Raw genomic sequence first — 12,922 nt, forward strand, 5'->3', positions numbered from 1 at the left:
TTTGCCTGTACGTGAAATTATTTTAGCAGCAAGAATAGGCGGCAGGGCCGGATTTAGCAAGGTGAGGCTTCCTGCGGGCCGGCACACACGCGGATGAAACTTTACGCGAATTCCTCCGAATGCCTGATGTCGACGCCGTATTCGGCGGCCGCGTCGAGCATTGTGTGCCACAAGCTTTCGGCGAAGGTTGCAAACACCAGAAGATTGAACACCGCTTGCCCATCCGGCCGGTCGTCGCCGCGCCAGAGATTGACGCTGGTATGGTCGATCGACGTCGCGGCCGCGGCGCCGATCGGGAACGCCGTCGGGTGCAGATCGATGGACGACAATTTCGCCAGCATGGTGCGCGCCTTGGCTCCCGAGACGCTGATCCAGGCGCGCGCATGCGACTGGTCCGACAGCGAAGCCGATTGCGAAAACGCCTGGGTTAGCGGCTCGATCGCGTGCTTGCCGCCCTTCGACAGGACGAGGAACTGGTCCGGTCCCGACCAGATCAGCCAGGCGTCCGTGGCTTGGACCGCCTTGGGCGCATCCGGAGCCGCCATGCCGAAACGGGCCTTGGCGGCGCTTGCCAGTTCTGCCCCTTTGCCGCGGCGCGCCATCACCTGGATCAGGTCGAAATTGCGAACTTCAGTGAACGAAATGCCCGGCGCGACGTCGCGCGCGCCATAGGCGCCCACGGCAAGCGCATGCTCCAAGGGGCTGCTGGGAAGCCACGAAAATTCAGCCACGCTGGCGCCCTCCATCCGGATCGTAGAAGACGGGATTGCAGAGCTCGACATCATAGTCTTCACCACGCAGCAGATCATGCGCATGGACGATCTCGCCGATGCGCTCGCGGCCGCGCTCGACAAGCGCCAGCCCGATCCACTGGTCGAGTGTCGGCGAGAAGCAGACCGAGGTGACATAACCCTGGTCGTTGGCGGACCCCGGTATCTCGCCCTTCGGAATGACATGTGCGCCGGAGCGCAGGCGGCGCGTCTTGTCGGTCGGCTTGATGCCAACCACGACCTGCCGATCCGCTGCCGCCAGCGCCTCGCGCCCGGCCATGACGCGGCCGATAAAATCCTTCTTGGTCGACATCATCTTGCCAAGCCCGAGGTCGGCGGCCGTCGTCGTGCCGTTCAGTTCGGGCCCGGCGACATGGCCCTTTTCGATGCGCATGACGCCGAGCGCCTCGGTGCCGTAGGGCGTCACGCCGAATTGTTTGCCGGGCAGCATCAGATTGCGGACCAGCGCGTCGCCGTAGCGGGCGGGGACGGAAATCTCGAACGCCATCTCGCCGGAGAACGAGATGCGGAACAGCCGTGCCTTGATGCCGCCGCGAAGGGATACCTCCCGCGCGCCCATGAATGGAAACCCCTCGTTCGACAGATCCTCCGCCGGCTCGACGATTTCCCGAAGCAGGTCCCGGGTCTTCGGCCCGGCGATCGAGAATTGCGCCCACTGGTCGGAGACGGACGTGAGCTGCACGTCGAGTTGTGGAAACAGCACCTGCCGGCAGAATTCGAGATGCTGCATCACCGGCCCGGCCTTGGCGGTGGTGGTGGTCAGGAAATAGTGGTTCTCGGCCAGCCGCGACGTGGTGCCGTCGTCATAGACCATGCCGTCTTCGCGCAGCATCAGCCCGTAGCGCGCTTTTCCCACAGCAAGATTGGAGAAGGCGTTGATGTAGACGCGGTCGAGGAAGGCGCCGGCATCCGGTCCGTGCACGTCGATCTTGCCGAGCGTCGAGACATCGCAGAAGCCGACGCCAGAGCGCACCGCCTTGACCTCGCGGGTGACCGATTCCAGCCAGTCCTTCTCGCCGGCGCGAGGATACCATTGCGCGCGCTTCCACAGGCCCGTGTCGACGAACACCGCTCCCTGTTCGGCTGCCCAGTGATGCGACGGCGTCAGCCTTGTCGCATGGAAGTTCTCATCGCGATGATGGCCGGCGAAGGCGCCGATGGCGACCGGCACATAGGGCGGGCGATAGATCGTCGTGCCGGTCTCGGGGATGGATTTGCCTGATACCGCCGCCATGATGGCGAGGCCGGCGACGTTCGAGGTCTTGCCCTGGTCGGTGGCCATGCCGAGCGTCGTATAGCGCTTGAGATGCTCGACCGATTCAAAGCCTTCGCGCTGCGCCAGCTCGATATCCGACGCGGTGACGTCATGCTGGCAGTCGACAAAGGCTTTGCCTTTGCCGGCGACATGCCAGAGCGGGGTCAGCGAAAAGGCGTCATCGTCGGCGACTGGCGGAGCGCCGGCGTCGCCGCTGTGTCCGGCACTTTGTGCCCCTGCCACACCGGCGGCAAACCCCTGGCTCAGGCAGGCGCCGAGGCCGAAGGCGCCGTTGGCGGCACCCGCGGCCACCATGCCCGGAGGGGCACCGTCCGGCACGAAGGCTGATATATCGTCCTGCCACTTCGGCCGGCCGCGATGGTAGGAGGTCAGCCCGACCGCCGGGTTCCAGCCGCCGGAAACGGCAAGCCCGTCGGCTTCGACCTCGGCGCGTGCACCGCCGGCGAGTGCCACGGAGATTTTCCTGACACCGTCCTTGCCGCCTTCGACACCGGCGACCGAACCGTTCAGCACGGGAAAGCCAGCTTTGGCGGCAAGCGCGCGATGCGCGGCGGACACGTCTGGGCGAGCATCGACGACGGCCGCGATCTGCAATCCGGCGCCAACCGCGGTCTCGACCGTGCGCCAGCCATCCTCATTGTTGGTGAACAGGGCGATCCGCTTCGCAGGGGTCGCCGCATAGCGCGTGACATAGGTCCGCATCGCCGAAGCCATCATCACGCCGGGCGTGTCGTTGCCGGCAAAGACGATTGGCCGTTCGATGGCGCCGGCGGCAACGATTGAGCGCTTTGCCACGATCCGCCAGAGACGCTGGCGCACCTGATGCTCCGGCGGCGAGGGCAGATGATCGTTGACCCGTTCGATGGCGCCATAGGTGCCGCCATCATAGACACCGAACAGCGTCGTGCGGTTCATGATGCGGACGTCGGGCAACGTCGCGAGCTCGCCCAGGGTGCGGGAAACCCATTCGGCCGCCGGCATACCGTCGATCGTGCCGCCATCGGCAAGCAGCCGGCCGCCGAGCGCAAAATCTTCCTCACACAGGATGACGCGGGCGCCGCTGCGACCGGCGGCAAGTGCTGCCGCCAGCCCGGCTGGGCCGGAACCGGCGATCAGCACGTCGCAATACGCCCAGGCCTTGTCGTAATGGTCGGGATCGGCAACGCCCGCCGCGCGTCCGAGACCGGCGGCGCGGCGGATTGCCGGCTCGTAGATGGCTTCCCAAAACTTTGCCGGCCACATGAAGGTCTTGTAGTAGAAGCCGGCAACGAAGATCGGCGCGAACAGCTGGTTCACCGCCATCAGATCGTGGCGCAGCGACGGCCAGCGGTTCTGGCTGGCTGCTTCGAGACCGTCATAAAGTTCGGCTGTGGTCGCCTTGGTGTTGGGCTCGCGACGCGCGCCCGTGCGCAGCTCGACCAGCGCGTTGGGTTCTTCCGAGCCTGCGGTCAGGATGCCGCGCGGCCGGTGGTATTTGAACGACCGGCCGACCAGCTTGACGCCATTGGCAATCAGCGCCGAGGCGAGCGTGTCGCCCTCGAAGCCGGCAAAGGTTTTGCCGTCGAAGCGAAAGTTCAGCGACGCCGAGCGGTCAATGAGACCGCCCGATGAGAGACGATTGGGTTGGCTGGAAATCACGATTGCCGGCCTTCATGTAAGAACGCCGCGCTGCCCCTCATCGCCCTGGCGGGCACTTCTCCCCGTATAGTGACGGGGAGAAGGACGCCTTCACTGAGGGTTTCGCCAATCTCCAGCGTAGCAGCATGAGCGCCGAGGTTGCAGCCATGTCCCTTCTCCCCGTCACTATACGGGGAGAAGGTGCCGGCAGGCGGATGAGGGGCGGCGCTGAGTTGGCTAAGAATGGTCATTTTGCCACCTGCCTCGCACCGACGCCCGCGGCCGGCTCGACCGAGGAAATCTCGTGCGTCAGCGTGTTGCGGGTGATCTTCAGCCAGGCCCGGCAGCCGCCGCCATGGTACCAATGTTCGCTCATCGCACCGGCGACATTGTCGCGCAGATAGACGTAGTCAAAGACGTCGTCTTCCGAGGCGCCGGCCGCCGGACGCACCGGCTTGGCGTCGCCGAGATAGGTGAACTCGCCGAGTTCGCGTTCGCCGCAGAAGGGACAGACAATACGCATGTTTTCCGGGCCGTCCTCAGTGCAGGTTCGGTTGGGCGCCGACGCCCTTTTCATCGATCACAGCACCCCGCCGGAACCGGTCGAGGCGGAACCGTTCCGCCTCCGTGTGCGGTTCGTCGCGGGCGAGAAGATGGGCAAAGACAAGTCCGGAGCCGGGCGTTGCCTTGAAGCCGCCATAGCACCAGCCGGCATTGAGATAGAGCCCGTCCACCGGCGTCTTGTCGATGATCGGCGAACCGTCCATCGACATGTCCATGATGCCGCCCCACTGGCGCAAGAGGCGCACGCGGCCGATCATCGGCATCAGCGCCATTCCGCCCTCGCAGACGTCTTCCATGACCGGCATGTTGCCGCGCTGGGCATAGGAATTATAGCCGTCGATGTCGCCGCCGAAGACCAGCCCGCCCTTGTCGGACTGGCTGACATAGAAGTGGCCGGCGCCGAAGGTCATGACGTTGGGGATCAGCGGCTTGATCGCCTCGGAGACGAAGGCCTGCAGCACATGGCTTTCGATCGGCAGGCGCAGGCCCGCCATCGCCGCGACGCGCGACGAACTGCCGGCAACGGCCATGCCGACCTTGCCGGCGCCGATCGTGCCGCGCGAAGTCTCGACGCCGGTCACCTTGCCGTTGGCATCGCGCGCAAAACCTGTCACTTCGCAGTTCTGGATGATGTCGACGCCGAGCGCGCTCGCCGCATGGGCGTAGCCCCAGACCACCGCGTCGTGGCGCGCCGTGCCGCCGCGCCGCTGCAGCAGGCCGCCTTGCACGGGAAAGCGTGCATTGTCGAAGTTCAGGAACGGCATCATCTTCTTGACCGCCGCCAGGTCGAGCAGTTCGGCATCGATGCCATTGATGCGCATGGTGTTGCCACGCCGCGCATAGGCATCACGCTGCGCGTCGGAATGATAGAGGTTGATGACGCCGCGCTGGCTGACCATCGTGTTGTAGTTGAGGTCCTGCTCCATGCGCTCCCACAGCTTCATCGACAGCTCGTAGAAGCCGGTATTGCCGGGCAGCCCGTAATTGGAGCGGATGATGGTGGTGTTGCGGCCGGCATTGCCGGAGCCGATCCAGCCTTTTTCGAGCACGGCGACATTCCTGATGCCGTATTCGCTGGCGAGGAACCATGCCGTCGCCAGGCCGTGACCGCCGCCGCCGATGATCACCACGTCGTAGTGGGCCTTCGGGCTGGCGTCGCGCCAGGTGCGCTGCCAGTTTTTGTGGCCGGAAAATGCCGCCCGGGCGAGGGAGAAGATCGAGTATTTCATGAACCTGTTTCGCGCCGGGCGTGCAACAATTCCAGATCAGATGTCGAGCGTGTGGTCACGCTCCCACTGGGTGAAGTGGGACGCATAGGAATTCCATTCCTGGTGCTTGAGCTTTAGATAAGCCGACGAGAATTCCTCACCCAGCGCCGCCTTGAGCGATTTGTCATTGTCGAACTCGCGCAATGCATCGAGCAGGTTGAGCGGCAGCTTCGGCGCGCCCTCCACCGTATGGCCGAACTGGTACATGTCGATGTCGTAGCGCTTGCCGGGATCAGCCTTCGAGCGGATGCCGTCCAGCCCGGCGGCGATGATGACCGCCTGCAGCAGATAAGGGTTTGCCGCGCCGTCGGGCAGGCGCAGCTCGAAGCGGCCGGGGCCGGGCACGCGCACCATGTGGGTGCGGTTGTTGCCGGTCCAGGTCACCGAGTTCGGCGCCCAGGTGGCGCCCGAAATGGTGCGCGGCGCGTTGATGCGCTTGTAGGAATTGACCGTCGGGTTGGTGATCGCGGCAAGTGCCGAGGCATGCTTCATGATGCCGCCGAGAAAATTCTTGCCCTTCGCCGACAGGCCAAGCTCCATGGCATTATCGGCAAAGACATTGGTCTTGCCGTCCTTGTCCCACACCGAAATGTGGGCGTGACAGCCATTGCCGGTCAGGCCGGGGAATGGTTTTGGCATGAAGGTGGCACGCAGCCCGTGCTTTTCGGCAACGGACCTCACCATGAACTTGAAGAAGGAATGCTTGTCGGCGGTCGCCAGCGCATCGTCGAAGGCCCAGTTCATCTCGAACTGGCCGTTGGCGTCCTCGTGGTCGTTCTGATAGGCGCCCCAGCCGAGCGCCAGCATGTGGTCGCAGATCTCGGCGATGACATCGTAGCGGCGCATCACCGCCTGCTGGTCGTAGCAGGGCTTTGATGCTGTATCATACTCGTCGGAAATCGTCTTGCCGTCCGGCGAGATCAGGAAGAATTCGGCCTCGACGCCGGTCTTGACATGCATGCCGTCGCCGGCCGCCTCGGCAATCAGCCGCTTCAGTGTGTTGCGCGGCGCCTGGGCGACCGATTTGTCGTCCATGATGCAATTGGCAGCGACCCAGGCGACCTCCGGCTTCCACGGCAGCTGGATAACCGAATCCGGGTCCGGCACCGCCAGCATGTCGGGATGCGCCGGCGTCAGGTCGAGCCATGTGGCAAAGCCGGCAAAGCCGGCACCGTCCTTCTGCATGTCGGCGATGGCTTGCGCCGGCACCAGCTTGGCACGCTGCCCACCGAACAAATCGGTGTAGGAAATCATGAAATATTTGACGCCGTTCCCTTTAGCGAAGGCGGCGAGATCGTTCCCCATTATAGTTCCTCGCTTATTGGTATTTGGTAGTTTGGTATCAGAAGCCGTTCTTCCCCGGTATCCAGTTGGTGCCGGCCAGCGGCACGCCGGCCATGGCGGCGGCTTCAATCGTCAGCGCGACGAGATCCTCGGGCTCGAGATTGTGCAGGCTGTTCTTGCCGCACGCACGGGCAATGGTCTGCGCCTCCAGCGTCATCACCTTCAGGTAATTCGCCAATCGCCGTCCGGCGGCGATCGGGTCGAGCCGCTTCATCAGTTCGGGATCCTGCGTGGTGATGCCGGCCGGGTCGCGTCCCTCATGCCAATCATCATAGGCGCCAGCGGTAGTGCCAAGCTCGTTGTAGTCCGCCTCCCAGCGCGGGTCGTTGTCGCCGAGCGCGACAAGTGCCGCCGTGCCGATCGACACCGCGTCGACGCCGAGCGCCAGCGCCTTGGCGACATCGGCGCCGTTGCGGATGCCGCCGGAGACGATCAGCTGCACCTTGCGATGCATGCCGAGATCCTGCAGCGCCTGCACCGCCGGCCTGATGCAGGCAAGCGTCGGCTGGCCGACATTCTCGATGAACACTTCTTGGGTTGCGGCGGTGCCGCCCTGCATGCCGTCGATCACGACGACATCCGCGCCTGACTTCACCGCAAGGGCTGTATCGTAATAGGGCCGCGCGCCGCCGATCTTTACGTAGATCGGCTTTTCCCAGTCGGTGATTTCACGCAGTTCCAGGATCTTGATTTCCAGATCGTCAGGCCCGGTCCAGTCGGGATGGCGCGAGGCCGAGCGCTGGTCGATGCCCTTCGGCAGCGTCCGCATTTCGGCCACCCGGTCCGAGATCTTCTGGCCGAGCAGCATGCCGCCGCCGCCGGGCTTGGCGCCCTGGCCGACGACGATCTCGATCGCATCCGCCCGGCGCAAATCGCGCGGGTTCATGCCGTAGCGCGACGGCAGATACTGGTAGACCAGCGTCTGCGAGTGGCCGCGCTCTTCCTCGGTCATGCCGCCGTCGCCGGTGGTCGTCGAGGTACCGGACAGCGTCGCGCCGCGGCCCAAAGCTTCTTTTGCCGGGCCGGACAGCGACCCGAAACTCATGCCGGCGATCGTGATCGGGATTTTCAGCTCGATCGGCTTCTTGGCATGGCGCGAGCCCAGCACGACACTGGTGTCGCAGCGCTCGCGATAGCCTTCGAGCGGATAACGCGAGATCGAGGCGCCGAGGAACAGCAGGTCGTCGAAATGCGGCAGCTTGCGCTTGGCGCCGGCGCCACGGATGTCATAGATGCCGGTCGCCGCGGCGCGGCGGATTTCGGAGAGCGTGTAGTCGTCGAAGGTCGCGGATTTGCGCGGCGTCGTCGGCGGGTTGCGATAGGTCATTCTGCCTCAATACGCGTCGGCGTTGTCGATGTTGAAGTTGTAAAGCGTGCGCGCCGAGCCGTAACGCTTGAATTCCGCCGCTTTGACGCCGGTCACCCCAGCGCGGTCGAGCAGGCCCTGCAGCAATTCCAGATGCTCGGGCCGCATCTCCTTGGCGATGCAGTCGGCGCCAAGGCTGCCGACCTTGCCACGCACGAAGAGCCGCGCCTCGTAGATGGAATCGCCGAGCGCATCGCCGGCATCGCCCAGCACCACCAGATTGCCGGACTGTGCCATGAACGCCGACATGTGACCGATATTGCCATGGACGACGATGTCGATGCCCTTCATCGAAATGCCGCAGCGCGACGACGCATTGCCCTCGATGACCAGCAGCCCGCCCCTGCCGGTTGCGCCGGCATATTGGCTGGCATCGCCTTTGACCGTTATCGAGCCCGACATCATGTTTTCGCCAACCCCCGGTCCGGCCGAGCCATGCACGGTGATGGCGCTGCCGTCGTTCATGCCGCCGCAATAATAGCCGACGCTGCCGCGAATATCGATCGTGATCGGCTGGTCGACGCCGACGGCGACCGAATGGCTGCCTTTCGGATGGAGCACTTCCCAGGCAGTCTCGTTCGAACCGGGGGTCAAATTGTGTAGCGCCTGGTTGAGCTCGCGCAACGGCATTTCGCTGAGGTCGAAGACCCTCGACGCCCGACTCTGCTCATGGTCTTGCTCGCGGGTCGCCTTGGAGACGTTGATTGCCGGCATGAGCTCAATGCTCCCAGAAATAGACGGTTGCGGGCTCGGGTTCCCAGACCCTCGCATTATCTATGCCGGGCAGTTTGGTGAGCGCGCGATATTCCGAGCCGAAGGCGACATACTGGTCGGTTTCGGCCATAACGGCAGGCTTGCAGGCGATCGGATCGCGCACCACGCCGAAGCCGTTCTTGGTGCCGACGACGAAGGTGAAGAAGCCGTCGAGGTCGCTCAGCGTGCCTTCCAGCGCCTCGCCGAGATTCTTGCCATGCGCCATCTGCGAGGAGAGATAGGCGGCCGCGACTTCCGTGTCGTTCTCGGTCTCGAATTTCATGCCTTCGCGGATCAGCTCGCGACGGACATTGTTGTGATTGGACAGCGAGCCATTGTGCACCAGGCACTGGTCGGCGCCGGTCGAGAACGGATGCGCGCCCATCGTCGTCACTGCCGATTCCGTCGCCATGCGGGTGTGGCCGATGCCGTGCGTACCGGTCATGCTGCGCACGTCGAAGCGATCGACGACCGCTTCGGGCAAGCCGACCTCCTTGTAGATTTCGACGACGTCGCCGGCGCCCATGATGCGGATGTCGGGGCGCAGCGCCTGGATGGTCTCGCGCACTTCATCGATCTTGTCGGGCGTGGTCCTGACGACCGCATGCGTCGATTTCACCGCGACGTTCACCGGCGTTCCGATCGCTCTGGCGAGTTCGGCGTCAAGGTTGCGGAAATCGTGCTCCGGCTTTGCCGACTGGATGGTGATCTTGGCCTCATTGTCGGATGGCGCGCCATAGATAGCGATGCCGGCGCTGTCGGGACCGCGATCGCTGAGCGAGATCAGCATCTCCGACAGCATCGAGCCAAGCTGGGGCTCGAGTGACTTGTCCTTCAAAAACAGTCCGACGATTCCGCACATGTCAGGCTCCCGAGGTGAGGTATGATTCCGGTGCTACCAGCTTCATTGGTTGAGTTCAACTCGTATGAAAGTTTTTTTCATCCTGGAGAAGTCGTCTGGCGCAAATGGCGCGCCAGACGATCCGGCGGTGACTTAATGGCGGTCGATCGCCTTTCTCGTCTCATCTCCCGTGCGATCCGCAGCCATATCGGCCTCGATCTCAGCGTTCTCGTGGCGCGTCTGAAGGACGTGCCACCCAATCCAGAAGACGAGGCCGATGATGACCATCACGACTTCGGAACCCTGAAACGGGTAGATCGCGCCGACGTCCTTGAGGTCGACGGCCCAGCTTTCCATTCCATTGGTAGACATTGCGGTTCTCCTTGCCCGTTGACTATTTGATCATGGCTTTTTCGGCGGCTCCCACTTCGCGGACCGACGCCTCAAACGCATGGTTGAGGGCAAAGTCGACGCCCTCGAGTTCCACCTTCGCCGGTACGCGCAGGAGGTTCATGCTGTTGAGGATCTTGCAGACGACAAAGGTGGGGACGAAGCCGAGCACGAACATCAGCACCGCACCAGCGAAATTGCCGAGCGGGTTGATGTGCGCGAAGCCCTCATAGGGCGAGGACGGCTGTCCCCACAGCATGAAGCCCGCCACCACGACCCCGAGGAATCCGCCATAACCGTGCACGGCGACGGCGCCGACCGCATCGTCGATCTTGAAGCGGCGTTCGACGAAATAGTGCAGCTTGTAGCAGATGGTCGGGACGATCGCGCCGATCAGCAGTGCCTGGATCGGGTGATAGAGGTCGTTGCCGGCCGACGTTGAGATAACGCCGCAAAGCCCCATGGAGAATGTCCAGAAGGGATCGCCTTTGGAGACGATGTAGCCGGCCAGCATACCGCCCGACAGCGACATCAGGAAGTTGAAGGTGATCGCCGAGAGCGTGGTCGGCGCGAGATAGATGTTGGTCGCCGTCCAGGTCTCGCCGGTGATCTGGCCGGCAATCGTGGCCGGGCTGATCAGTGGAATGTTGCACGCGGCATAGAAGCCCCAGAAGCCGGTGAAGATCAGAAACAGGCCGATCGTGACAAGCCAGACATTGTGGGGTGGGATGTCGCGCGCCGTGCCGTCGGCCCTGAACTTGCCGATGCGCGGACCCAGCACGATGAGAAAGGCGAGCGCCGCTCCGCCCGCAATCGCGTGCACGACGCCCGACGCATAGGCATCATGATAGCCCCAGAGCTTCACCATCCAGCCTTGCGGATGCCAGCCCCAGGACGCATCGAGGATCCACAGGACCGAACCGACCAGCACCGCGACAATCCAGAACGCACCCGAGCGCACGCGTTCTATGATCGAACCCGAGATGATCGACGCCGTCGTGATGGAGAACAGCAGGAAGGCGCCCCAGAACACGCCGTTAAGGCGATGCCACAGCGCGGCATCGGTAGGGGTGACCCCCGTCTCGCCTGGATTGACACCGGAGAGGTGGGTGCCCATCAGCGGATTCCATGGTTCGGCAAATGGTGCGGTGACAAGTCCGCCGGTGATGCCCGGCCCATTGGGGAAGCCGAAATAGATCCACCAGCCGAAAAAATAGAACGTGATCGTGACGAGCGGGATCGCCATCGCGTTCTTCATAAGCGTTTTCAGATGATTGCGCCGGCGCGACACGCCGACCTCGTACATGCAGAACCCGACATGGATCAGGAACATCATGACGATCGTCACCCAGTAATAGAATTCCGTGAAAATAGTCGTTAGAGCGTTGAGATTCCCTTCCATTCCATGTCCCCTCCGTTCAATTGCGTTCCTTGCCTCTGAGTAAAACTTTTTGCATCTTAGTATTGCGCGCTTTTGGAGTTTTGAGTCAATATGGCGCGGACCGTCGCCGGGCTTCAGTGCCCTTTAGCGGCGAAACACCGGCAATCGTGTGAGGAGAAGCAAGTCCATGACCGCATCCTGGAGATTTTCGACCTTGGCGGATCGCCATCGTGCGCTCGGTTCGAAGCTCGAAGACTGGAGCGGGATGGGCACCGCCTGGACCTACGACAAGGACGCCGACGAGGAGTATGTCGCCATCCGCACCAAAGCCGGGCTGATGGATGTGTCGGGCCTGAAGAAGGTCCACATCACCGGGCCGCATGCCTCGCATCTGATCGACCTCGCGACGACGCGCGACGTGGAAAAGATCTATCCCGGCAAATCTGCCTATGCCTGCATGCTCAATGAGGCCGGCAAGTTCACCGACGACTGCATCCTCTACCGCACCGGCCCGAATGCCTGGATGGTCGTGCATGGTTCGGGCACCGGCCATGAGGAATTGCAGCGCGCCGCCATAGGCCGCGATGTCTCGCTGCGCTTCGACGACAATCTGCACGACCTTTCGCTGCAGGGTCCGACATCAGTCGACTTTCTGGCAAAGCATGTGCCCGGCATTCGCGACCTCAACTATTTCCACCACATGCAGACCCGGCTGTTCGGTTTTCCGGTGATGATCTCGCGCACCGGCTACACCGGCGAACGCGGCTACGAGATTTTCTGCCGTGGCCAGGATGCCGGCACGATCTGGGATACCATCCTCGATGAGGGCAAGAGCGCCGGCATCATCCCGTGCCGGTTCACCACGCTCGACATGCTGCGTGTCGAGAGCTACCTCTTGTTCTACCCCTACGACAATTCGCAGAAATATCCGTTCGAGAACGAAGGCCCCGGCGATACGCTGTGGGAACTCGGCCTCGACTTTACCGTCAGCCCCGGCAAGACAGGCTTTCGCGGCGCCGAGGAGCACTACCGCCTCAAGGGCAAGGAGCGGTTCAAGATCTTCGGCGTGCTGCTCGAAGGCAAGGAGCCGGCCGACGAGGGCGCGCCGGTCTATCGCGACGGCAAAAAGGTTGGCGTGGTGACCTGCGCCATGTATTCGCCGCTGGTCAAGAAATCGATGGGCATTGCCCGGCTCGATGTCGACTGCGCCGTCCAGGGCACCAGGCTCGAGATCCGCAACCAGAGCGGCGCCATCAGCGCGACGGCTGAGCCGCTTCCATTCGATGATCCGAAGAAGACCAAGCGCACGGCGAAAGGCTGAGGCATACTGA

11 protein-coding genes are annotated in these 12,922 nt (G+C 63.2%); 1 reads left to right on the plus strand and 10 read right to left on the minus strand.

From position 1 onward, the window contains the following. Positions 1–101: 101 nt before the first annotated feature. The 10 genes from NKH36_RS20530 to NKH36_RS20575 form a co-directional block, all read right to left on the minus strand. Positions 102–731: a sarcosine oxidase subunit gamma gene (locus NKH36_RS20530; protein ID WP_352964172.1), complete on the minus strand. Its 630-nt coding sequence runs from the start codon at positions 729–731 to the stop codon at positions 102–104. Next, on the minus strand, positions 724–3,702 hold the full coding sequence (locus NKH36_RS20535) for a sarcosine oxidase subunit alpha (protein WP_352964248.1): 2,979 nt from the start codon (positions 3,700–3,702) through the stop codon (positions 724–726). The genes NKH36_RS20530 and NKH36_RS20535 overlap by 8 nt, the downstream gene beginning before the upstream one ends. Before the next feature lie 229 nt (positions 3,703–3,931). Next, positions 3,932–4,207: a sarcosine oxidase subunit delta gene (locus tag NKH36_RS20540; protein WP_352964175.1), complete on the minus strand. Its 276-nt coding sequence runs from the start codon at positions 4,205–4,207 to the stop codon at positions 3,932–3,934. Between the two features lie 16 nt (positions 4,208–4,223). Beyond that, a complete protein-coding gene (locus NKH36_RS20545; protein WP_352964177.1) occupies positions 4,224–5,477 on the minus strand; it encodes a sarcosine oxidase subunit beta family protein in 1,254 nt (417 codons plus the stop codon). Positions 5,478–5,513: 36 nt separating this feature from the next. Next, positions 5,514–6,821, minus strand: a complete 1,308-nt coding sequence (gene glnT / locus NKH36_RS20550) for a type III glutamate--ammonia ligase (protein ID WP_352964179.1) — start codon at positions 6,819–6,821, stop codon at positions 5,514–5,516. A gap of 37 nt (positions 6,822–6,858) precedes the next feature. After that, positions 6,859–8,187: an FMN-binding glutamate synthase family protein gene (locus tag NKH36_RS20555; RefSeq protein ID WP_352964181.1), complete on the minus strand. Its 1,329-nt coding sequence runs from the start codon at positions 8,185–8,187 to the stop codon at positions 6,859–6,861. Between the two features lie 6 nt (positions 8,188–8,193). After that, positions 8,194–8,940 carry a GltB/FmdC/FwdC-like GXGXG domain-containing protein gene (locus NKH36_RS20560; RefSeq protein ID WP_352964183.1) on the minus strand — a complete coding sequence of 249 codons (747 nt, stop codon included), beginning with the start codon at positions 8,938–8,940 and terminating at the stop codon, positions 8,194–8,196. Between the two features lie 4 nt (positions 8,941–8,944). After that, positions 8,945–9,841, minus strand: coding sequence for a class II glutamine amidotransferase (locus NKH36_RS20565; protein ID WP_352964186.1), 897 nt, complete (start codon positions 9,839–9,841; stop codon positions 8,945–8,947). 132 nt (positions 9,842–9,973) lie between these two features. After that, a complete protein-coding gene (locus NKH36_RS20570; RefSeq protein WP_127316094.1) occupies positions 9,974–10,192 on the minus strand; it encodes a hypothetical protein in 219 nt (72 codons plus the stop codon). A 22-nt stretch (positions 10,193–10,214) separates the two neighbouring features. Next, positions 10,215–11,612, minus strand: coding sequence for an ammonium transporter (locus tag NKH36_RS20575; protein WP_352964189.1), 1,398 nt, complete (start codon positions 11,610–11,612; stop codon positions 10,215–10,217). Positions 11,613–11,778: 166 nt separating this feature from the next. Here NKH36_RS20575 and NKH36_RS20580 point away from each other — a divergent pair, with 166 nt between their 5' ends. Further along, a complete protein-coding gene (locus tag NKH36_RS20580) occupies positions 11,779–12,912 on the plus strand; it encodes an aminomethyl transferase family protein (RefSeq protein WP_352964191.1) in 1,134 nt (377 codons plus the stop codon). The last annotated feature ends 10 nt before the right edge of the window (positions 12,913–12,922 follow it).

The organism is Mesorhizobium sp. M1312 (assembly GCF_040318115.1).
Lineage (GTDB): Bacteria > Pseudomonadota > Alphaproteobacteria > Rhizobiales > Rhizobiaceae > Mesorhizobium.

Coding starts and splice junctions, on each gene's coding strand:
- NKH36_RS20540 (WP_352964175.1), bottom strand. CDS start 4,207: ATGCGTATTGTCTGTCCCTTCTGCGGCGAACGCGAACTCGGCGAGTTC.
- NKH36_RS20545 (WP_352964177.1), bottom strand. CDS start 5,477: ATGAAATACTCGATCTTCTCCCTCGCCCGGGCGGCATTTTCCGGCCAC.
- glnT (WP_352964179.1), bottom strand. CDS start 6,821: ATGGGGAACGATCTCGCCGCCTTCGCTAAAGGGAACGGCGTCAAATAT.
- NKH36_RS20555 (WP_352964181.1), bottom strand. CDS start 8,187: ATGACCTATCGCAACCCGCCGACGACGCCGCGCAAATCCGCGACCTTC.
- NKH36_RS20560 (WP_352964183.1), bottom strand. CDS start 8,940: ATGCCGGCAATCAACGTCTCCAAGGCGACCCGCGAGCAAGACCATGAG.
- NKH36_RS20565 (WP_352964186.1), bottom strand. CDS start 9,841: ATGTGCGGAATCGTCGGACTGTTTTTGAAGGACAAGTCACTCGAGCCC.
- NKH36_RS20570 (WP_127316094.1), bottom strand. CDS start 10,192: ATGTCTACCAATGGAATGGAAAGCTGGGCCGTCGACCTCAAGGACGTC.
- NKH36_RS20575 (WP_352964189.1), bottom strand. CDS start 11,612: ATGGAAGGGAATCTCAACGCTCTAACGACTATTTTCACGGAATTCTAT.
- NKH36_RS20580 (WP_352964191.1), top strand. CDS start 11,779: ATGACCGCATCCTGGAGATTTTCGACCTTGGCGGATCGCCATCGTGCG.